The sequence below is a fragment of the Terrabacter sp. 01T434 genome (assembly GCF_056398545.1).
In genome coordinates, this window is sequence record NZ_JBFTPP010000004.1 from 177,941 (window position 1) to 198,815 (window position 20,875).

Below are 20,875 nucleotides of genomic sequence, written 5' to 3' on the forward strand. Positions count from 1 at the left end.
GCTGGACCACGGACGCGACATGACCACGACGCTGCTGACGCGGGTGAAGAGCAAGCTCTTCGTCCACGCGCGCCGCAAGTCACGCGGCCTCCTGGAGGGGGAGTACGCGTCGGTCTTCCACGGTCGCAGCCTCGACTACGACGACCTACGCGACTACGTGCCCGGAGACGAGGTGCGTGACATCGACTGGCGCGCCACGGCCCGCCACCAGTCGCCGCTCGTCAAGCGCTACGTGGCGACGCGCAAGCAGAACCTCATGCTCGTCATCGACACCGGACGCGGGATGGCGGCCGAGACCTGCAGCGGCGAGGCGAAGAAGTCGGTGGCCATCACGGCGGCCGGGCTCGTCGGCTACCTGGCCCAGCGCCACGGTGACCTCGTCGGCCTCGTCCGCGGCACGGCCGGGTCGACCGTCGCCCACGACCTGCGCGGGTCGGAGGTGCACCTCGAGCTGCTGCTGCGCGCCGTCGACGCCGCGACGGTCCTGGACGGCGACCAGAGCAACCTCGCGACGCAGCTGCGCTGGATCGTGCGTCACGTCCGCCGTCGTCTCGTGCTGCTCGTCGTCGCCGACGACAAGGAGCTCGACCCGGCCCTCGACGAGCTGCTACGGCGCCTCCACGTGCAGCACGAGATCCTCTGGATCACCGTCGAGGACGCCGACCCCACGACCCTGGACGGCAACCGGACGGCCTACGACGTCGCGGACACCTACGCCCTGCCGACGCTCGTGCGCCTCGACCCGCGGGTGCGCGCGGCGTACGCCGCGTCGCTCAGGGACCGGGTGCAGCGAACGACTGCCGTGCTCGACCGCCGCGGCATCAACCACACCCGTCTCGGGTCGTCCGACGAGGTCGTGGCCGCCGTCTTCGGCCTCCTCGAGAGGCAGCGCCGTGCCCGTCGCTGACGCCCCACCGCCGGGCTTCTACGCCCCCGACCCGTATGCCGGCCGGTGGCTGTGGATCGGCATCGGGGTCCTGGCGCTCGTGGCTGCCTGGTACGCCTGGGTGTGGTGGTCGACGCGGGAGCGGAAGGTCGTCCTGCCGCCTCGCGTCACCCCGGACCGGCTGAGCCGGCTGCGCGCCGACTACACGCACCAGATCGACCTCGTCCTGCGTCGGGCGGCCGCGGGGGAGATCAGCCAGCGCCGAGCGCACCAGCAGCTCAGCGTCCTCGTGCGCCACTTCGTCCAGGAGGTATCCGGGATCGACGCGCCGACCATGACGCTCACCGAGCTCAACGCGGGGGGGCCCCGGCTGACGCCCGTCTCCGAGGTGGTCGGCACGCTCTACCCGGGCGAGTTCGGCCCGCGCGAGACCGCGACGCTCACCGGCGCCGGCACCGTCGCGAAGCAGGTGGTGGCGCGGTGGAGCTGAGCGGACTCGACCTCAAGTGGCCCGGTGTCGTCAGCCTCGGGGCGCTGCTCGCGCTCCTGCTGGCGTATGCCGTGTACCGCCTCCTGTCCCGCCGGCAGGCGCGCGCGTCGGCGGCGGTCGCCAACTCGAGCGCGCTCACCGCCCTGCCGGAGTTCCGCCGCGCGCTGCGCCGGCACCGGATCCGGATGATGGTGCTCGCGTCGAGCGCCGTGCTCCTCGGTGGGGCGGCGTTGGCCGGCGCTGCGCGCCCGCTCGACACGACGATCGACAAGCCGCAGACCCGCAGTCGCGACATCATGCTGTGCCTCGACATCTCCGGCTCGATGGCGGCTTACGACGCAACGCTGGTGTCGACGTTCAGGACGCTCGTGAAGAGCTTCGAGGGCGAGCGCATCGGCCTCGTCATCTTCAACAGCTCTGCGGCGACGGTCTTCCCGCTCACCGACGACTACGACTTCATCAACGGCGAGCTCGACTCGGCGGGGCGCGCGCTCACCGGCGACCCGGGATACGACTCCTTCTACGCCGGCACCTCCAACGGTCGGGGCACCTCGCTGATCGGCGACGGGCTTGCCACGTGCGTCTCGAGCTTCGACAAGGTCGACCTGCATCGGGCGCGCTCGGTGGTCTTCGCGACGGACAACCACCTCGCCGGACGCCCCATCATCACGGTGGACGAGGCGGGGCAGCTGGCCAGGGCCAAGGGTGTCCGCGTCTACGGGCTCAACCCCGAGGAGGACGGCCCCGACCAGGAGTCCATGGCCATGCGAGACGTCGTCAGCGGCACGGGCGGGCAGTATTTCGCGATGAGCGACCAGTCGGCCATCAAGGGCATCGTGGACTCGGTCGACGCCCAGGAGGCGACGCTCGTCGACGCGGCATCCCGTTCGCTCCACTCCGACAACCCGACCCTGCCGATCACGCTCGCCGGGATCGGACTCGTCGGGGTCATCGGCGCGACCCGGAGGTGGTCGTCGTGAGCCTGCTCCCCGTGGCGCCGTGGCCGCTCCTGCTCGTCCTCGTCGTCGCCGCCCTGGCGGCCGTCTGGTGGAACCCCTCGTCGCGCTCAGTGCCGGGCGAGTCGCGGTCGACGCACTGGCGGCTCACGGCGGCGGTGGTGCTCCTCGCGACGGCGGCGCTCCGCCCGGGGGTGCCGGGGGAGCAGGTCGACACCACGGCTGCCAACCTCAACGTCTACTTCGTCGTCGACACGACGAGCAGCATCATCGCGGAGGACTACGGCAACGAGCGGCCCCGCCTCGAGGGGGTGTCCTCGGACATCTCCGCCATCGCGGCAGCGCTGCCCGGCGCCCGCTACTCGGTCGTGACCTTCGACCAGGCGTCGCGCGTCCGCCTGCCGTTGACGACTGACACGACAGCGCTCGACGCGGCGGTCGAGACCCTGCTGCCGGAGTCCTACGAGGTCTCGCGGGGCACCTCGGTCAGCGAGGCCAAGGACCGGCTGAAGGTGCTGCTCCAGCAGGCCGACGCACGCACGCCCGAGCGTGGGCGCATCGTCTACTACCTCGGCGACGGCGAGCAGACGGCTGCCGAGGCGCCGGCGCCGTTCGCCATCGACAAACGGCTCATCAACGGTGGGGCGGTGCTCGGCTACGGCACGACCACCGGGGGCCGGATGAAGGCGACCCGGTCGCGGTTCGACGCGAGCAGCGACTACATCAAGGACCCCGCCACCGGAGAGGACGCCCGGTCGGTCGTCAGCGAGCCCACGCTGCGCACGATCGCCGACCAGCTCGGCCTGGCGTACGTGCACCGCGAGGCGGGTGACGCCATCGGCCCCGTGGTCGACGGCATCGACCTCGAGCGCTTCGGCACGAGCGACCAGATCGAGAAGCAGAAGGTCATCGCCCGACGCGAGCTGTACTGGCCGCTCCTCATCGGCCTCGCCGGCATCGCCGCCTGGGAGGTGGGCGCCGGCGTCGCGGCGCTGGTCCAGACCCGCCGGCGAAGGATGGCCCGCCCATGACGCAGATCGAGGAGAGGCCCGCCGTGGCGGGCGACGCACCGACCGCGGACGTACGCCGCCGCGTCCGCCTGCGCAGACGTGACCGCCGACCCCTGCCGCCTCACCTGCGCCGCCGCCGGCGTCGCCTGCTGCTCGGCTCCGCCCCGGTCGTCGTCCTGCTCGTCCTCGTCGCGGCGCGACTGCTCTCGCTCAACCTCGTCCACGAGCAGACCCTCGACGCCTACCGGGCCGGGGACAAGCCTCGCACCCTCCTCTGGGGAGAACGGCAGGGCTGGGTCAACGTCGTCGAGGCGTTCCGGTCTCCCTTCGCCATCGGCGACGCCCACGTCCTCACGGGGCACTTCGACCTGGCCCGGCCCTGGTTCGAGCAGGCGTTCGAACAGGTGCCCAAGGGCGGCGTCGACGACTGCAAGGTGCGCGTCAACCTGGGCCTGACCTATGAGGCCCTGGGCGACGCGGCCAAGGCGCGGGAGCGCACCGACGAGTGGAAGCAGTACTACGACAAGGGGATCACCATCACGAAGGAGCGTCCGCCGCTGTGCGAGGCTCCGGACGGCGGAAAGACCGGCGAGCAGCTCAAGCAGGCGCAGCAGCGAATGGAGCAGAAGAACGCCGACGCGCCGCCGCAGCAGCCGCCGCAGGACCCGCAGCAGCCCAGCCCGAGCCAGCCGGCCGAGCCGACGCCGGATCCCCGCAAGACCCCGAGCCAGCAGGAGCAGGACTACCTCCAGGAGCAGCAGCGGCAGAACACCATCGAGCGCAACCAGCAACAGCAGCAGGGCAGCGACGACACATCGCCCGGCGACAGCACGCCGACGGTCCCCAAGCCGTGGTGAGGACTCTCCCGGGCTCCGGGCGTTAGAACCAGGCCTCGAGGATCGAGGCGCGATGTTCCAGCACCTCGATGGCTTTCTTGCCGCACGACTCGGGCCGAGTGCGTCCGACCGGCTCGCGGGTGACCCGAACGCGCCACCGCCGGCCGTCGATGTGCGTGACGATGACCTGCCAGCCGCCGTCGATCTCCTCGGGGAGGTCTGCCCAGAGGGCCGCGAGTCGGGTCTCACCCGTCTCCGCGCGAACGTGTGACTCGGCGCACTGCGACGGCCCGGGCACCCCGGATCGTCCACGGTCGTGGAGCGGACCGAGCAGCTCGGCGGGCAGGTGTCCGGTCTCGCTCGCAGCGAGCACCCACTCCGACGCGCGGTGGTCGAGGCGCGCGAGGGTCTGCCCCCAGGGGAGGAGCACGGCGGTGGGCGCGAACCGGTGGCCACCGGTGTGGGACACCTCCCACGCGCGGCCGGGCGCAACCCGGGCCGCATGCGCGGCGAGCGGGCGCCCCCGCACGGCACAGCACACGTCGCGGCGACCGTTGGTGCACACGAGCAGGGCCGGCTCCCCGGGTTGCGACCCGAGGAGCGAGGCCTGCACGAGGGCGCGGCTACCACGCGCGAGCGCGCCCCAGTCGAGTCCGAGCAGGTCACCGACGTCGTCGACCTCGGCGGTCAACAACCACGCGTCCTCCGGCTTCGCACCGGCGTGGGCGACCAGCACCCGGCGCGGACCGTCGTGCGCCGGATGCCCACCGGGACGGCGGACGAGCATGAAGCGTCCACCCGCCCGACTGGTGCGGGCGTCCAGCTCGGCTCCGAGCTCGCGGTCGAGGTGGGACTCGCGGACCGCGTCGCGACCCCACGGTCCAGGTTGTTCGACGACGACGAAGAAGCGGGCGCTCGCGGCCGTGCCGTAGGCGCTCGTGCCGTCCTGGTCCCACTGGACCGAGCACGCGTCGGTGGCGGGCGTGCCGTAACCCGTCGTCGCAGGGTGCTCGGCGTGCTCGGCGTGCTCGGCGCCCTTCGCGTGCTCCGCTGAGCCCCCCGTGAGGGCGTCGACGGCTGCCGTCACGGTCGCGGCCGCCCGACGGACCGCCTCGCCCGGACCGGACGGGCTCATGCGTCGCCTCCGTCGCTGCCGTCGCCGTCAGCGCTGACGGAGGCCGCTGCCGCGGCCGACGGGGCGTCAGCGGGAGGCCCCGCCACGTGGGCGATGACCGCGGTGGTCGCGACGCCGGAGCCGTCACGTCGCCCGTCGGCTGCCGGCAGCTCGATCGCGACCCCGTTCGCAGCCGCTGCCCGCGCGGGGTTGTTACCGGCGAAGGCGAGCACGAGGGTGTCCTCGCCCCTGAGGAAGCGGTGGCAGCGGACGCCCCCGGTCGCGCGTCCCTTGGCGGGGTACTCGGCATACGGCGTCACCTTGAGGGAGCCTCCCTCGGTCCCAGGCAGGGCACCCGACGAGCCGGAGGATGTGACGACGACACCGTCGCGCGTCGGGTCGGCGACTCCGAAGAACAGCACCCGCGCCCCGGTCGCCAGCTTGATGCCGGCCATACCGCCGGCCGAGCGTCCTTGCGGGCGCACGGATCTCGCCGGGAAGCGGAGGAGCTGGGCGTCCGTGGTCACGAAGACGAGATCGAGGTCCTCGCGATCTGCGACCGCGGCGCCCACCACGCGATCACCGTCCTTGAGGCTGATGACGTCCCAGTCGTTGCTCTTGGGCGCCTCGGAGGTGACTCGCTTGACGACGCCGGCGGCGGTGCCCATGGCGACGACGGGTGCGTCCGCGCCGGTCGGCACGATGGTCACGGGTTCCTCGCCCTTGCCCAGGTCGACGTAGGCCGCGAGGGGTGCACCACCCGAGAGGCTGGGCGCTCCGTTCGTCGGCGGGAGCGTCGGGAGGTCCAGCGCCGAGAGGCGCACCATCCGGCCGGCGCTCGTGACGAGGCCGAACTCGCCCCGGGCAGTCGTGCGGACCGCGCCGATGACGACGTCGTGCTTGGAGCGTGAACCCTCGGCAGTGACGGGCTCCGCAGAGCCGGTCCGGGCGAGCAGGCCGGTCGAGCTCAGCAGCACCCAGCACGGGTCGTCGGCGATCTCGAGCGGCGACGTGGCCGTGGCCGTGGCGCTGACACCCGAGCTCTCGAGGAGCACCGTGCGTCGCGGCGTGCCGTGCGCCTTGGCGACGTCGGCGAGCTCGGTGGACACGAGTTTCAGGAGCAACTTCTCGTTCTCGAGCAGGGCCCGCAGCTCCTCGATGGCACGCTCGAGCTCGGTCTTCTCGGTCTCGAGCTCGATGCGCGAGAACTTCGTGAGGCGGCGCAGCTGCAGGTCGAGGATGTAGGTCGCCTGGGCCTCCGAGAGGTCGAAGACCTCCATGAGCCGCGCGCGGGCCGTGCCGGCGTCGTCGGAGCTGCGGATGACCTGGATGACCTCGTCGATGTCGACGATGGCGATGAGCAGGCCCTCGACGAGGTGCAGGCGCTCCTCGCGCTTGGCGAGACGGTGGGCGGTGCGGCGGCGCACGACGTCGGTGCGGAAGTCGACGTAGACCTTGAGCAGGTCCTTGAGGCCCATGGTCCGCGGCTGGCCCTCGACGAGCGCGACGTTGTTGATGCCGAAGTTCTCCTCCATCGGCGTCAGCTTGTACAGCTGCTCGAGGACGGCGTCGGGGTTGAAGCCGTTCTTGATCTCGATGACGAGGCGCAGGCCGTGCTGGCGGTCCGAGAGGTCCTTGAGGTCGGCGATGCCCTGCAGCTTCTTGCCCTGGACGAGGTCCTTGACCTTGTCGATGACCTTCTCGGGTCCCACGAGGTAGGGCAGCTCGGTGACGACGATGCCCTTGCGCCGCGGGGTGATCGACTCGATGCGCGCGGTCGCCCGGGTGCGGAAGCTGCCACGTCCGGTGAGGTAGGCGTCGCGGATGCCCTCGAGCCCGACGATCTTGCCGCCGCACGGCAGGTCGGGTCCGGGGACGAACTTCATGAGGTCCTCGAGCGAGCACGTCGGGTTGGCGATGAGGTGCCGCGCGGCGCCGATCACCTCGACGAGGTTGTGCGGCGGCATGTTGGTGGCCATGCCGACGGCGATGCCGGCGGCACCGTTGACGAGGAGGTTGGGGTAGGCCGCGGGGAGCACCCCGGGCTGGAGCTGCGTGTCGTCGTAGTTGGGGACGTAGTCGACGGTGTCCTCGTCGAGACCCGCGACCATGAGGAGCGCGGCACTGGCCATGCGCGCCTCGGTGTACCGCGCCGCGGCCGGTCCGTCGTCCAGCGAGCCGAAGTTGCCGTGGCCGTCGATGAGGGGCAGGCGCAGGGTGAACGGCTGGGCCATGCGCACGAGGGCGTCGTAGATCGCCTGGTCGCCGTGCGGGTGGTACTTGCCCATCACCTCGCCGACGACGCGCTGGCTCTTGACGTGGCCGCGGTCGGGTCGCAGGCCGAGCTCGTTGGCGCCGTAGAGGATGCGCCGCTGCACGGGCTTGAGGCCGTCGCGGGCGTCGGGCAGCGCCCGGCTGTAGATGACGCTGTAGGAGTACTCGAGGAAGGCGTTCTGCATCTCCTCCTCGACGTCGATGCCGACGATCTTCTCCTCGAAGTCCTCGGGAGGAGGCGGGGTGGTCGTTCGTCGGGCCATGCCGGGGGGTGCTCCTTGCCTAGCGGGTCAACGCCCCATCTTCGCGCAGGCCGCTCACGCGTCCTCACCTGCCACGCCGAAACTGCCCCAGTGGGCCACCTCGCGACCGCTTCGGCGGTGCCGGCGCAGGCTGGGGCTCTTCGGTCCCGGGACGGCATACCCCATGGACACGACCCCGACGATGGTGCGGCTGACGGGGATCTCGAAGGCCCTGTGGACCGCGTCGTGGTGCTCCGGCGGCACGCCGAAGAAGAGGCTGCCAAGGCCCTCGTCGGTGGCGGTGAGCAGGATGAGGAGCGACGCCATGCCCGTGTCGACGTCCCAGTAGGGCACCGGCCACCGCGCCTCGTCACGGTCGGTCCAGCCCTTGTCGGGCGCGGCGTAGCGGTCGAGGTAGGCGTCCTTGTGCGACAGGCAGAGCACGAGCACCGGCGCTGCCCGTATGCCGTCCAGCCAGGAGTCGGCGGCCGCGTCGGGCTCCGTCGTGGCGGCCCAGAAGGCCTCGCGCTCGGCCGGCGTGGTGAGCACGAGGAAGTCCCAGCCCTGGCTGAAGCCGGCGCTGGGGGAGCGGACCGCGTTGGCGAGGCAGCGCTCCACGAGCGCACGGGGGACCGGTCGGTCGGGGTCGTAGCGGCGGACCATGCGTCGGGAGCGGACGACCTCGGTGAACTCCATGCGACCAGACTCCCATCTCCCGGGGTCGCGCAAGTCGGCGTGACACGATGACCCCATGGAGGGTGGCGAGCTCAGCGACGACACCGGTGCGATCGAGCGCGTCTCGGCGCAGGCCACCGGTGCCCCGGTCGAGTGGGAGGCGGACGTCGTGCTCCGGGACGGCACGGTCGCCCACGTCCGCCCCATCACGCCCGACGACGCCGAGGGCATCCGTCACTTCCACAGTCAGCAGTCCGCGGAGTCCATCTACCTGCGGTTCTTCGCGCCGTTGCGCGAGCTGAGCGAGCGGGACATCTACCGGTTCACGCACGTCGACTACCGCGACCGGGTGGCCCTGGTCGCGACCCTCGACGGCGAGATCATCGGCATCGGTCGCTACGACCGCATCGACCCAGGCTCGGCCGAGGTCGCCTTCAACATCTCGGACCACTACCAGGGCAAGGGCATCGGTTCCGTCATGCTCGAGCACCTGGCGGCCATCGCGCAGGAGATGGGGATCAACCGGTTCGTCGCGGAGGTGCTCCCGCAGAACCGCAAGATGCTCACGGTCTTCAAGGAGGCCGGCTACGAGGTCACCCACCACATCGAGGACGGTGTCGTCGAGGTGTCCTTCGACATCTCGCCGACCGAGCAGAGCAAGGCGGTCCAGCTCTCGCGCGAGCACCGTGCCGAGGCTCTCAGCATGCGCATGATCCTCTTCCCCGAGCGGGTCGCCGTCATCGGCGCGAGCCGGCGCGAGGAGTCCATCGGTGCCCTCGTGATGCGCAACATCCTCGCGGCGGGCTTCCAGGGCGAGATCTACCCGATCCACCGCGTCGCGGACCAGATCCAGGGTCTCAAGGCCTACCCGAGCATCCACGACGTGCCCGAGCCCGTCGACCTCGCCGTCGTCGTCGTCCCGGCCGCGCAGGCCATCGACGTCGTCAAGGACTGCGGCAAGGCCGGCGTCAAGGCGCTGCTCGTCCTCTCGGCCGGTTTCGCCGAGGCCGGCGAGGAGGGAATCCGACTGCAGGAGAAGCTGCGTCGTCGGGTGCGCCGTGCCGGGATGCGTGTCGTCGGCCCCAACAGCTTCGGCCTCATCAACAACGACCCCGCCGTGCGGCTCAACGCGACGCTCGCCACGGTCATCCCACGATCCGGTCGGCTCGGCCTCTTCGCGCAGAGCGGCGCCCTCGGGGTCGCAGTGCTCGCGTCGGCCGCGCGACGCGGCCTGGGCATCTCCGTCTTCGCCTCCGCGGGCAACCGTGTCGACGTCTCGGGCAACGACCTCATGCAGTACTGGATCGACGACCAGGAGACCGACACCGTCGGCCTCTACCTCGAGTCGATGGGCAACCCACGCAAGTTCTCGCGGATCGCCCGTGCGCTCGCGGCCGTCAAGCCGGTCATCGTCGTGAGCTCGGGCGTCTCGAGCTTCGCCGCCCCACCCGGTCACCGCACCCGCGTCACCAACGTCCCGCCGCAGGCGTTCGACGCCCTCTTGAGGCAGGCCGGCGTCATCCGCGTCGAGAACGTCCACCAGCTCTTCGACGTCGCGCAGCTGACCCTGCACCAACCGCTCCCCAAGGGGGACCGTGTCGCCATCGTCGGCAACTCCGACGCCCTCGGGGCGCTCAGCGCGAGCGCCTGCGTCAGCTGGGGCCTGCAGGTCACCCACGGGCCGGTGTCGCTGCCGCCGCAGGCGTCCGCCGAGGAGTTCGCGGCCGCGCTCGACGCCGCCTTCGCCGACCCCGAGGTCGACAGCGTCGTCGCGGCATTCATCCCGCCTCTCGTGACCCAGGACGAGGAGGTGCACATGGCGGTGCGCACGATCGTCGCCGATCACGAGAAGCCGTGTGTCGCCACGTTCCTCGGGATGCGGGGTGTCGGCGACGGGCTCTCCTACGAGCAGAACGGCATCCGTCGGTCCGTGCCGGCCTACTCCATGCCGGAGGACGGCATCCGGGCCCTCAACGCCGTCACCCGCTACGCCATGTGGCGACAGCGCGACCGTGGCACCCAGGTCGCCCCGGTCGGGATCGACCGCCCCCGCGCCGAGGCGCTCATCGCGGCATACCTCGCCGGGAGTCCGGAGGGGCGCGCGCTCACGCGTGAGGAGACGCGCGAGCTGCTCGGTGCCTACGGCATACGCGTCTGGCCGGCGGTCGAGGTCTCCGGAGTCGACGCCGCGGTCGCCGCCGCGACGGAGCTGACGTATCCCGTCATCCTCAAGTCCACGTCGCCGGTGGTCCGCCACCAGCCCGGCCTCGTCGGCGTCCGCGGCGACCTCGTCGACGCCGAGGCGGTCCGCGACGCACACACTTCGCTCACCCAGCGGCTGGGGCCGTTGGGGGCTGACCGTTTCGTCGTGCAGCGCATGGCCGTGCCCGGCGTCTCCTGCGTCATCCGTGCGAGCGAGGACCCGCTCTTCGGGCCGGTCGTCAGCTTCTCCGTCGCCGGGCCTCCCACGGAGCTGCTCGGCGACGTGGCGCACCGCATCCCGCCGCTCACCGACGTCGACGTCACCGACCTCATCGACGGCGTCAAGGCGGCACCGCTGCTCAGCGGTCACCGGGGCGCGGCTCCCGTGCACCGGGCCGCACTCGCCGACCTCATCGCCCGCCTGTCCGTGCTCGCGGACGACCACCCCGAGCTCTCGTCGGTGGAGCTGAACCCCGTCAACGCCTGGACCGGGGGCGTCGACGTCCTCGGCGCCGAGGTCGTCGTGCGCCCGCCGCTCGTGCGCAAGGACCCGGGCCGGCGGCGCATGACCTGACCTCGTCCGGGGGCACGGCAGGAGCGAGCGACGCCGGGCTGTGGCGGCCCTGCGTGGGGGCTGTGGGCGGCCCGGCGGGCTCCGCGGCGCACGAGTGCAAGGATGGGGTCATGCGACGCGCCATTCCGGGCACCGGCCGGGCCCTTCCCGAAGACCTCACCGAGGCGATCACCCGAGCCGGCTACTACCCCTCGCTCGTCTGCGACGTCGTCGAGTCCGCGATCGCCGACGACGAGGTCGTCTCACACCTCGTGCACCAGGAGACGACCTTCGACCACGAGACCGTGCGTCGGCACGTGACCGTCCTCGTCGTCACCCCGCTGCGTCTCGTCATCGCCCACGCCGACGACCATGCCGAGTCCGAGGACAAGCTCATGGCCACGGCCACCACCGAGACGGTGCCGCTCGCCGCCGTCCGCGGCGTCATGCTGACCCACGTCGTGGGGCAGCCAGACACCTTCACGCCCGGGACCCACGGACGTGACCTCACGCTGACCCTCGGGTGGGGGGCCGTCAGCCGGCTCGACATGATCCCTGCCCAGTGCGGCGACCCCGACTGCACGGCCGACCACGGCTTCGAGGGCACCATCGCCTCTGACGACATCTCGCTGCGCATCAGCTCGGCCGCCGACGGCGAGGACGCCGTGGGCCGGGCCATGCACTTCGCCCGGGTGCTCTCGGCGAGCATCGGCGGCGGCACGGCCCGCTGACCGCTGCGCCGTGGCTCCCGATGTGACTGCCGACGCCCCCGCGCCGACCGACTGGTCCGCCGGCACGCTCGCGTCCGTGCTGCCCTCGGTCGCCGACCGCCTCGGGGTGAGGCGGTATGCCGGTCGCGACGTCTTCGAGCTGCCCGCCGTCCCGCGCACGGTGGTCGTCCTCGTCGACGGGCTCGGGCATGACCTGCTGCGCCAGCGCAGCGGCCACGCGCCCTTCCTCCGCAGCCACCTCCCGACCGCGCACCGGGTGCCCTGCGGGTTCCCCTCGACGACCGCGACGTCGATGGGGACCTTCGGCACGGGCCTCCCGCCGGGGTCCCACGGGCTCGTCGGGATGCAGGTCCTCGACCCGGCCACCGACCGGCTGCTCAACGAGCTGTCGTGGGAGGGCGGACCCGACCCCCGGGCCTGGCAGCCGAACGAGACCGTCTTCGAGGCCGCCGAGAACGACGGTGTGTCGGTGACGATGGTCGGTCCGCACTACTTCGACGGGTCGGGCCTCACCACCGCGGCGCTGCGCGGTGGTCGCTTCCGCGCGGCGCGCTCACTCGAGGACCGCGTCGACGCCGCGGTGGCCGCCGTTCGCGCGGCGCCGCGCTCGCTCGTCTACCTCTACTGGGGCGAGGTCGACAAGGTCGGTCACGTGCACGGCTGCCAGTCGTGGCAGTGGGGCGACGAGGTGGAGTCCGTCGACGCCGCCCTGCGGCAGCTTGCTGCGCGGGTGCCGGACGACACGTCGATCGTCGTCACGGCCGACCACGGCATGGTCGACGTCCCCTTCCACGACCGCCTCGATCTCGTGCACGAGCCGGCGCTCATGGCCGGCGTGCGTCACCTCGGCGGCGAGCCGCGCAACCTGCAGCTCTACACCGAGCAGGGCGCGACCGCGGACGTCGAGGCCGCGTGGGCGTCGCGCCTCGGCCTCGGGGCCCGGATCCTCAGCCGCGAGAGGCTCGTCGACGAGGGCTGGCTCGGTCCGGTGCGACTCGAGGTCGAGGGCCGGATCGGGGACCTCGTCGTCGCCATGAGCGGTTCCCTCGCCGTCGTCCACTCGGGACTCATGAGGCCCGAGGTCGTCGCGCTGCTCGGCCTGCATGGGTCGACCAGCGATGCGGAACTCGCCGTGCCGGTGGTCGTGGTGCCACCGCGCCGCGGCGCCTAGGGTGGTGCCTCGTGGCTGAGCTCGTCTTCTTCTCCGGAACCATGGACTGTGGCAAGTCGACCCTCGCCCTGCAGATGGACCACAACCACGGCGCGCGTGGTCGGGTCGGCCTCATCTTCACGAAGATGGACCGAGCCGGAAGCAACGTCCTCAGCTCGCGCCTCGGTCTGTCCACGGGTGCGCTCGAGGTCGGCGACGACCTCGACTTCTGGGAGGCCATCGTCGGGCGGGCCACGGCTGGGACGCGCATCGACTACCTCATCTGCGACGAGGCCCAGTTCTACACCGGTGACCAGGTGGAGCAGCTCGCGCGCATCGTCGACGAGATGGACGTCGACGTCTTCGCCTTCGGGATCACCGCCGACTTCCGCACCGAGCTCTTCCCCGGCAGCAAGCGGCTCATCGAGCTCGCCGACCGCGTGCAGGTCCTCCAGGTCGAGGCGTTGTGCTGGTGCGGCCGCCGGGCCACGACGAACGCGCGCGTCATGGACGGGGGCATGGTCGTCGAGGGCGAGCAGGTCGTCGTCGGCGACACGAAGCCGGGGACCACGGGTGTCGTCGAGTACGAGGTGCTCTGCCGCCGGCACTACATGCGTCGGATGACCTCGCACGCCGCCCGAGCCGCCGCCGTGTCGCCCGAGGTGCTGCCCTTCGACCTCGACGTGTGCCCCCTGCCGCCCCTGCCGATCACGCAGGCCGACTGAGCCCTCCCGAGGCCGTATGCCGTCCCGCTCGCTCTCGCGGGAAGGGGGGTAGGCCGGGTGTGCCGGTCGGGGCGTCAGCGGGTCAGGTCACTCGTTCTTGCGGCCGAACATGATGTCGTCCCAGCTCGGCACGCTCGGCCGGCCCGACCTGCGCGCTGCCGGCGCGGGGCGGGGAGCCGGCTTCGCCCGCGGAGCCAGTGGGCGCTCCTCGATGATCTCGAGGCTGTCGCCGCCCTCGTCGAAGGTGTCGGAGCCCGTGGTGTCGTTGCTGCCACCAGGGCGTTCTGCTGCCGTGCGGGACACCGGCTGCGGCTCCGGCCGCCGGCGCACTGCCGGACGGAGGGGTCGCTCCTCGAAATCGGGCTCGTCGTGTGCCTCGGGTCCGGAACCCGTCTCGTGCGGGTCCTCGTCGCCGACCGCGGCTGTGGACTCCGCGGACTCTGCGGCGTCCTCAGCCACGGCGTCAACGGCGTCAACGGCGTCCACGGCGTCAACGGCGTCAACGGCGTCCGTCTCCGTCGATGCCTCGCCTGCATCGTCGCTGCTGTCGGCGCGTCCGTCGGTCTCGTCACCCCCGGAGAGATCTCCCGGCTCGGCCGGAGGGTGAGCGGGGGCGTCCACCGGGGAGGCGGAGTCGGCCTCGGCCGGACCGCTGGGCACCTGGCGCACGGGCTGGGTGGGTTCGGTGCGACGCACCTTGCGCTGGGCGGCCTCGGCACCGACCCGCTCCTCGACCGTGCCGGTCTTGACGACCTCCGGGTCGTCCTCGGGGTGGGTGTGGGCCGGCGGCGGTAGCTCGTCGCGGGGGTCGCGGGCGACCTCCTCGAGGGGGAGTGCCTCCTCCGGCGCCTCGTCGAGCCCGGGCACCTCGGTGGACTTCGGGCGGCGCCGACGTCCGCGCTGTGCGCTCCGCTCGCGCATGGCCGCCATGAGGTCGACGGTCTCGCCCTCGCGGCGACGCGCCGACGCGCCGACGCCACCCTCTGCCTCGACGTCGTAGACGCGGCTCGGACGGGTGGACGCCGCGAGGTGCGGGGCGGGGATGGGGCCCGGTGCCTGCTGGTCCTCGTCCTCGCTCAGCCAGCGGGCCTCGTCGTCGACCGCCGACACCGTGCGGGCCAGCGGGTCGAACGACCAAGCGGCCTCGCGCTGTCGGCCGCCGGCGTTGAAGAGGAGGAGCACGGTCCAGGCGCCCTTGTCGGTGCGCCGCGAGTCCCACTGGGCGCTGTCGGCGTCGATCTCACGGGTGCGGAGGCGCTCGGCGACCCGGGCGTCGAGGGTGGGAGCGCCGCCGTACGAGCCGCCGCGGGGACGCAGGCGCACCTGACGGGCCAGGCTGGCGACGTGCTCGCGCTCGGCCAGGATCGGTCCCTCATAACGGTGGACCTTCTCGACGCTCCAGCCTGCACGCTCCGCGACCTCCTCGGCCGTCATGCCGGCCCGGATCATCGCCTGGACGTCCTTGGGGCGCAGACCGCCGGAGATCTCGATCTGGAGCTGGCCGAGCCGCGGACGGTCGCGCCGTGCCGCGGCACGGAGGGCCTCGTCGAGGGGGACGGTGAAGCGGTTGCCCTCGTCGTCGGCGAGCAGCAGGTGCAGTCCGTCCTCGTGGACGCCGACGAGCCTGAGGTGCTGCATGGGTGGGTCTCCCGGTAACGAGTCTGCGTGGTCGTGCCTGATGTGCGCGCCGGCGGCTCCGGTGGGTGGAGTTCTGCTCACACCGGTGCGCCGTGCAGTCGAGCATGCCACCGGCTCGGGTGGACGCCAAAGCGCCCACGCCGCACAGGTACCGTTTGCTCTGGCATGCCCACCTCATTCGCGTCCGCGCAGCTCGCCCTCGACCTCGTCGGCGTGTTCGTCTTCGCGCTGTCCGGCGGGCTCGTCGCCGTCAAGAAACGCTTCGACCTCTTCGGGGTCCTCGTGCTCGCGTGCGCCGCTGCCCTCGGCGGCGGCATCGTGCGCGACCTTCTCATCGGCGACATCCCGCCGGTCGGCATCAGCGACTGGCGACTGCTGACCGCCGCTGCCCTGGGCGGCCTGGTGACCTTCCTGTTCCATCCCGGCGTCGAGCGCATCACCCGCTTCGTCCGAGTCCTCGATGCGGCCGGCCTCGGTGCCTTCGCCGTCGCGGGCAGCCTCAAGGCGGTGACCACACCGGGGGTGTCAGCCATTGCCGCAGTCCTCGTCGGCGTCATCACCGCCGTCGGTGGCGGCGTGGTGCGTGACGTGCTCGCCGGCCAGGTTCCCGAGGTGCTGCGACGCGAGCTGTATGCCGTGCCGGCGATGCTCGGCTCCGTGGTCGTCGTCGTCGCGGCCCAGCTCGGGTCGCTGCAGGACTGGGTGCTGTGGACCGCAGCCGGGGTCGTCTTCGCCCTGAGGATGCTCGCGGTGCGCCTCCACCTCAACGCCCCGACGCCCCTGCGCTCCCATCCCACGTAGCGCGCGCGCCGAACGACAGGCGCAACCACAGACCCTGCTCACGACCGATGGCGGAGACATGACACCAGACGCAGCACCCACCCCCGAGCCCACTCCCGAGTCCGAACCCTCGGCCTCCGACGAGCGCTCCCCGCTCGAGCCGTACGACGCCGTGCTCCTGCTGGGCTTCGGCGGCCCCGAGGGTCCCGACGAGGTCATGCCCTTCCTCCGACGGGTCACCGCCGGCCGCGGCATCCCGGACGAGCGGCTCGAGTCCGTCGGCGCGCACTACCACCACTTCGGTGGCCGCAGCCCGATCAACGACCAGAACCGTGCCCTCATCGCCACGCTGCGAGCCGAGCTCGACGCCCGTGGCATCGACGCGCCGATCGTCTGGGGCAACCGCAACAGTGCGCCCTTCATCGACGACGCCCTTCGCGAGAGCCATGCGGCCGGCCACCGGAGGGTCGTCGCGCTGACGACGAGCGCCTACTCCTGCTACTCGTCGTGCCGGCAGTACCGCGAGAACCTCGCCGACGCTGTTGCCGCCGTCGCCGACGAGGGCATCGAGCTGCAGATCGACAAGGTCGCCCAGTACGCCCCTCGGCCCGGGTTCGCCGAGGCCAACGGCGGTGAGCTGGTGCGCTCGCTCCGTGCCCTCGATGGCGCCCCGGACTCTGAGATCGCCCTGCTCTTCGTCACGCACTCCATCCCGGAGGCCATGGACGACACGTCCGGACCGGGTGATGGCGAGGGCAACCTCTACCAGCGTCAGCACCTGGCGCTGGCGTCCCGGCTGACCGACGAGGCCAACCGCGTCCTCGGCCGCGACCTGACGGGAGAGCTCGTCTTCTGCTCGCGCTCGGGACCGCCGAACCAGCCGTGGCTCGAGCCCGATGTCAACGACCGCATGCGCGAGCTCGCGGCCGCCGGGGTCCGCACCGTGGTCACGGCGCCCATCGGGTTCGTCAGCGACCACATGGAGGTCGTCTACGACCTCGACACCGAGGCGCAGGCGACGGCAGACGAGCTGGGGCTGACGCACGTCCGCGTCCCGACCGTCGGCACCGACGCCGTCTTCGTGAGCGACCTCGTCGACGCTCTGCTCGAGCGTGCCGCGGAGGCGCGCGGCGAGGACGTCCCGCAGTTCGAGGGTCGGATGCCGTCGGTGTGTGCCCCCGGCTGCTGCCCGAACCTGCGCCAGGCGCGACCCGCCCTGTGCGGCAGCGACTGAGGCCGGCGATGACGACTCACACGTCGCCAGCACTGCCCGAGGGTGTCAGCGTCGAGGAGCTGGAGAGGCTCTGCATCGACGTCGCCACCGAGGCGTCACGCTTCATCCGCGACGAGCGGCCGGAGCGCATGGGCGTGGCCGCGACGAAGTCGAGCGAGACCGACGTCGTGACCGTCATGGACCGGCGCTCCGAGGAGCTGCTGCACCGGCTCATCCAGCAGGCCCGCCCCGACGACGGCATCCTCGGGGAGGAGGGGGTCGACGTCGTCGGGACGTCCGGCCTGACGTGGGTGCTCGACCCGATCGACGGCACCGTCAACTACCTCTACGAGATCCCCGCGTATGCCGTGTCCGTGGCCGTCGTCGTCGGCGACGCCCGCTCCCAAGGCGGTTGGGCGCCAGTGGCGGGGGCCGTCGCCGACCCCAGCCTGCGTCTCGTGCACCACGCCGGTCGCGGCACCGGGGCCTGGACCAGCCCGGAGGACCGGACCGCCGGCACCGCGCCGATCCGTCTCTCGGTGTCGGCCGAGGATCGGCTCGGGCGCTCCCTGCTGGCGACCGGCTTCGGCTACGACCCTGCGGTGCGCCGTCGTCAGGCCGAGGTCCTCCTGCGGGTGCTGCCACTCGTCCGCGACATCCGACGCATCGGCAGCGCCGCTCTCGACCTCGTCCGGGTCGCCGAGGGCTCCGTCGACGCCTACGCCGAGAGCGGCCTCAACGCCTGGGACCTGGCGGCCGGCTGGCTCGTCGTCGAGGAGGCAGGTGGCGTCGTCGTCGGCGCGGGGGAGGGGGCTGAGAGCGCACCGGGCAAGGCCCTCACCGTGGCCGCCGGCCCAGCACTCGTCGAGGACGTGCGGGCCCTCTTCGTCACCCAGGGTGACGTCGCCGACTGACCTTCCCCGTCACCCCGTCCACATACGACAGACGCCCCACCCGGCTGTGCCGAGGGGGGCGTCTCTCGTCCTGGGGAGCGGGCGGCATACGCCCACTCCCTGCACCGCGGACCGGGCTCACGCCGCCTGGAACGGCTCGAGCCCGGGGACGCGGATGCCGTTCTCGGCGGCGAGGCGGGCGAAGGACTCCAGCTCTCCGGTGTGCACCTGCACCCGGAAGTCGTCATCCGCCCTGCGCGCGTCGGCAAGGTCGCCCAGCGTGTCGTTGACGCGTTGCCTGATCTGGTCGACGAACTCGGTCATGGGTGCCACCTCCGGGCCTGGGTTGTCGATCGGTCGAGTCCGAAGACCCTACCGCGCCGTGGGACCCCCAATGTCCACCCCCGACAGTCGGTGAAAGGCAAAGGCGCGGTGAACTCTTGGTCCGAAAACGGCAGGCGTGGGGGATGCGTCCCGCCTCCGTCTCAGGCCTTGGGTCGGGCAAGGTGACAACGCTGTGGGGATGGGGCACCATACGCGGCACGCGGACATGTTTCGTCGCTGCTGACAAGGACGTTGACGGCGAGGGTCCCACGGGAACAAGTGGGAGCCTGTGAGCGTTCTCCGCGTCACACACCGCAAGGCGCATCACGAGTAGAAGTGAGACAACCAGATGGCAACCGATTACGACGCGCCACGCAAGACTGACGACGACCTGAACGAGGACTCCATCGAGGAGCTGAAGTCACGTCGGGTCGACAAGACGTCGTCCAGCGTGGACGTCGACGAGACCGAGCAGGCCGAGGGCTTCGAGCTCCCCGGTGCCGACCTCTCCGGCGAGGAGCTGTCGGTCCGCGTGCTGCCCAAGCAGGCTGACGAGTTCACCTGTGGACGCTGCTTCCTCGTCCACCACCGCAGCCAGCTCGCCAAGGAGAGCAACGGCGTGATGATCTGCACGGAGTGCGCCGCCTGAGCGCACCTGCGACCAGGCAGCAGCAGGTCCTGGAGCCAGTAGGGTCGGTCCTCGTGACCGACCCTTGTGCTGTCCCGGTCCGGCGGCTCGACCCGGACCTGCCCCTGCCCTCCTACGCCCACCCGGGCGACGCCGGCGCGGACCTGTGCGCGCGGGTGGACGTGACGATCGAGCCGGGCGAGCGCGTGCTCGTCCCCACGGGCGTCGCGCTGGCACTCCCGGCCGGCCACGCGGGTTTCGTGCACCCGAGGTCGGGGCTCGCTGCCCGCCACGGGATCTCGATCGTCAATGCGCCCGGGACCGTCGATGAGGGCTACCGCGGCGAGATCCTCGTCAACCTCGTCAACCTCGACCGGTCCGAGCCGTTCACGGTCCGCCGCGGCGACAGGATCGCCCAGCTCGTCGTCCAGCGCGTCGAGCGGGCGACGTTCGTCGAGGTGGATTCGCTCGACGAGACCGGTCGGGGGGACACTGGACATGGATCCACCGGCGGCTTCGGTCCCGGGGGCGCCACCTCGCCGACCACGCCGACACTGGGGGAGACGCAGCAGAGGGAGACGCAGAGGGAGACAACGGGGCAGACAACGGGGGAGACGCCCCGCGAGGCGTGATCATCGGATACGGTGCGCCGGGCGCTGCGTCGGCGCCACGACGACCACCACTCCGGATGGGCACGACGCCCGCCGGACAGCAGGACTCAAAGGACGGAATGACGTGGGACTCTTCAGCCGGGGCAAGTCGAAGGACCGCACGGACACCGGTTCCGTGGACGCAGATCCGGCCGACGGCGGGTTCGACCCCATCGGGCAGGACCAGGCCGTGGACGAGGGGAACGACGACGCGAACGGTGACACGGACGCTGGCACGGACGGAGTGGCCGGGGGCCGCGACGGCGCCGCGGGCCCGCTCGACCGGAGCGCGGTCGACGATGACAGCGACTACCTCAACCTCGGCGCGATCTGGCTGCGCGGGCACCAGGGCATGGAGCTGCGCCTCGAGGTCAACGAGCAGGAGCAGCAGATCACGGGTGTGACCGCGGTGATCGGCGAGTCGGCCGTGCAGCTGCAGGCCTTCGCCGCGCCGCGCACCGAAGGCGTGTGGGTCGACATCCGCAACGAGATCGCCGCGAGCATCGTCGACGCCGGCGGCACCGCCGAGGTCCTCACGGGTGAGTTCGGGGAGGAGCTGCTCACGCGGATGCCGCAGGCGGACCAGAACGGCCGCACCGTCTTCATGCCGGCTCGTTTCGTCGGCGTCGACGGTCCCCGCTGGTTCCTCCGTGCCGTCGTCTCGGGTCGGGCCGCCATCGAGCCTGCTGCCGCCGACGCGGTCCACGAGGTCATCCGCACCGCGGTCATCGACCGAGGTGACGAGGCCATGCCGCCGCGCGAGCTGCTGCCGCTGCGCCTGCCCGATGCAGAGGGCGCGGACCAGGCCGAGGGCGCCGACACCACCGGCGCCACGGAGGGCCCCGACCTCAACCCGTTCGAGCGCGGCCCCGAGATCACCGAGGTCCGCTGATGGCCGGCCCGTG

Annotated in this window: 19 protein-coding genes and 1 pseudogene; 15 read left to right on the top strand and 5 right to left on the bottom strand. The window is 71.9% G+C overall.

All coding sequences use genetic code 11. The annotated features are described in order from the left end of the window. The first annotated feature begins 19 nt into the window (after positions 1-19). From AC1DIW_RS10425 to AC1DIW_RS10445, 5 genes are read left to right on the top strand one after another with little or no spacing between them, the layout of a single operon-like run. Positions 20-907, top strand: a complete 888-nt coding sequence (locus tag AC1DIW_RS10425; protein WP_478107984.1) for a DUF58 domain-containing protein — start codon at positions 20-22, stop codon at positions 905-907. Continuing rightward, positions 894-1,376, top strand: coding sequence for a hypothetical protein (locus AC1DIW_RS10430; protein WP_478107986.1), 483 nt, complete (start codon positions 894-896; stop codon positions 1,374-1,376). Before AC1DIW_RS10425 ends, AC1DIW_RS10430 begins: the two co-directional genes overlap by 14 nt. Next, a complete protein-coding gene (locus tag AC1DIW_RS10435; protein WP_478107987.1) occupies positions 1,367-2,356 on the top strand; it encodes a VWA domain-containing protein in 990 nt (329 codons plus the stop codon). Before AC1DIW_RS10430 ends, AC1DIW_RS10435 begins: the two co-directional genes overlap by 10 nt. Next, on the top strand, positions 2,353-3,363 hold the full coding sequence (locus AC1DIW_RS10440; protein WP_442278246.1) for a vWA domain-containing protein: 1,011 nt from the start codon (positions 2,353-2,355) through the stop codon (positions 3,361-3,363). Before AC1DIW_RS10435 ends, AC1DIW_RS10440 begins: the two co-directional genes overlap by 4 nt. After that, a complete protein-coding gene (locus AC1DIW_RS10445) occupies positions 3,360-4,199 on the top strand; it encodes a hypothetical protein (RefSeq protein WP_478107989.1) in 840 nt (279 codons plus the stop codon). The genes AC1DIW_RS10440 and AC1DIW_RS10445 overlap by 4 nt, the downstream gene beginning before the upstream one ends. A gap of 22 nt (positions 4,200-4,221) precedes the next feature. Here the strand turns inward: AC1DIW_RS10445 and AC1DIW_RS10450 are convergent, their stop codons facing one another. The 3 genes from AC1DIW_RS10450 to AC1DIW_RS10460 are packed head-to-tail and all read right to left on the bottom strand — an operon-like array spanning position 4,222 to position 8,504. Further along, positions 4,222-5,313 (bottom strand): sucrase ferredoxin, encoded by a 1,092-nt coding sequence (locus tag AC1DIW_RS10450; RefSeq protein WP_478107991.1) that lies wholly within the window; start codon positions 5,311-5,313, stop codon positions 4,222-4,224. Next, positions 5,310-7,829, bottom strand: coding sequence for a DNA gyrase/topoisomerase IV subunit A (locus AC1DIW_RS10455; protein ID WP_478107993.1), 2,520 nt, complete (start codon positions 7,827-7,829; stop codon positions 5,310-5,312). Before AC1DIW_RS10455 ends, AC1DIW_RS10450 begins: the two co-directional genes overlap by 4 nt. A gap of 54 nt (positions 7,830-7,883) precedes the next feature. Beyond that, positions 7,884-8,504 (bottom strand): nitroreductase family protein, encoded by a 621-nt coding sequence (locus AC1DIW_RS10460; RefSeq protein WP_478107995.1) that lies wholly within the window; start codon positions 8,502-8,504, stop codon positions 7,884-7,886. A 55-nt stretch (positions 8,505-8,559) separates the two neighbouring features. On the opposite strand from AC1DIW_RS10460, the gene AC1DIW_RS10465 reads away from it, so the two are divergent. The 4 genes from AC1DIW_RS10465 (at position 8,560) to AC1DIW_RS10480 (ending at position 13,844) form a co-directional block, all read left to right on the top strand. Beyond that, positions 8,560-11,259, top strand: coding sequence for a bifunctional acetate--CoA ligase family protein/GNAT family N-acetyltransferase (locus AC1DIW_RS10465; RefSeq protein WP_478107997.1), 2,700 nt, complete (start codon positions 8,560-8,562; stop codon positions 11,257-11,259). A gap of 110 nt (positions 11,260-11,369) precedes the next feature. After that, positions 11,370-11,969: a DUF5998 family protein gene (locus AC1DIW_RS10470; protein ID WP_442278240.1), complete on the top strand. Its 600-nt coding sequence runs from the start codon at positions 11,370-11,372 to the stop codon at positions 11,967-11,969. A gap of 22 nt (positions 11,970-11,991) precedes the next feature. Next, positions 11,992-13,140: an alkaline phosphatase family protein gene (locus AC1DIW_RS10475; RefSeq protein WP_478107998.1), complete on the top strand. Its 1,149-nt coding sequence runs from the start codon at positions 11,992-11,994 to the stop codon at positions 13,138-13,140. 11 nt (positions 13,141-13,151) lie between these two features. Beyond that, the gene (locus AC1DIW_RS10480; protein WP_442278238.1) at positions 13,152-13,844 is read left to right on the top strand and encodes a thymidine kinase; all 693 of its coding nucleotides are present in this window, start codon (positions 13,152-13,154) and stop codon (positions 13,842-13,844) included. 87 nt (positions 13,845-13,931) lie between these two features. On the opposite strand, the gene sepH is transcribed toward AC1DIW_RS10480, so the two are convergent. After that, a complete protein-coding gene (sepH, locus tag AC1DIW_RS10485) occupies positions 13,932-15,482 on the bottom strand; it encodes a septation protein SepH (protein ID WP_478108000.1) in 1,551 nt (516 codons plus the stop codon). A gap of 165 nt (positions 15,483-15,647) precedes the next feature. Between sepH and AC1DIW_RS10490 the strand changes: the two genes are divergently transcribed. From AC1DIW_RS10490 to AC1DIW_RS10500, 3 genes are read left to right on the top strand one after another with little or no spacing between them, the layout of a single operon-like run. Beyond that, entirely contained in the window at positions 15,648-16,283 is a 636-nt protein-coding gene (locus tag AC1DIW_RS10490; protein ID WP_442278236.1) for a trimeric intracellular cation channel family protein, read from the top strand. A gap of 58 nt (positions 16,284-16,341) precedes the next feature. Further along, entirely contained in the window at positions 16,342-17,496 is a 1,155-nt protein-coding gene (locus AC1DIW_RS10495) for a ferrochelatase (RefSeq protein WP_478108003.1), read from the top strand. Between the two features lie 8 nt (positions 17,497-17,504). Further along, complete coding sequence (locus tag AC1DIW_RS10500; RefSeq protein ID WP_478108004.1) at positions 17,505-18,389, top strand: inositol monophosphatase family protein; 885 nt, start codon at positions 17,505-17,507, stop codon at positions 18,387-18,389. 117 nt (positions 18,390-18,506) lie between these two features. On the opposite strand, the gene AC1DIW_RS10505 is transcribed toward AC1DIW_RS10500, so the two are convergent. Then, positions 18,507-18,692 carry a hypothetical protein gene (locus AC1DIW_RS10505; RefSeq protein ID WP_442278233.1) on the bottom strand — a complete coding sequence of 62 codons (186 nt, stop codon included), beginning with the start codon at positions 18,690-18,692 and terminating at the stop codon, positions 18,507-18,509. 349 nt (positions 18,693-19,041) lie between these two features. Here AC1DIW_RS10505 and AC1DIW_RS10510 point away from each other — a divergent pair, with 349 nt between their 5' ends. The 3 genes and pseudogenes from AC1DIW_RS10510 (at position 19,042) to AC1DIW_RS10520 (ending at position 20,862) form a co-directional block, all read left to right on the top strand. Continuing rightward, positions 19,042-19,341, top strand: a complete 300-nt coding sequence (locus tag AC1DIW_RS10510; RefSeq protein WP_442278232.1) for a DUF4193 domain-containing protein — start codon at positions 19,042-19,044, stop codon at positions 19,339-19,341. Between the two features lie 53 nt (positions 19,342-19,394). Beyond that, positions 19,395-19,844 (top strand): annotated as a pseudogene (gene dut / locus AC1DIW_RS10515) (dUTP diphosphatase); the annotation flags it as partial. A 211-nt stretch (positions 19,845-20,055) separates the two neighbouring features. After that, on the top strand, positions 20,056-20,862 hold the full coding sequence (locus tag AC1DIW_RS10520) for a DUF3710 domain-containing protein (RefSeq protein ID WP_478108006.1): 807 nt from the start codon (positions 20,056-20,058) through the stop codon (positions 20,860-20,862). Positions 20,863-20,875 lie beyond the last annotated feature (13 nt).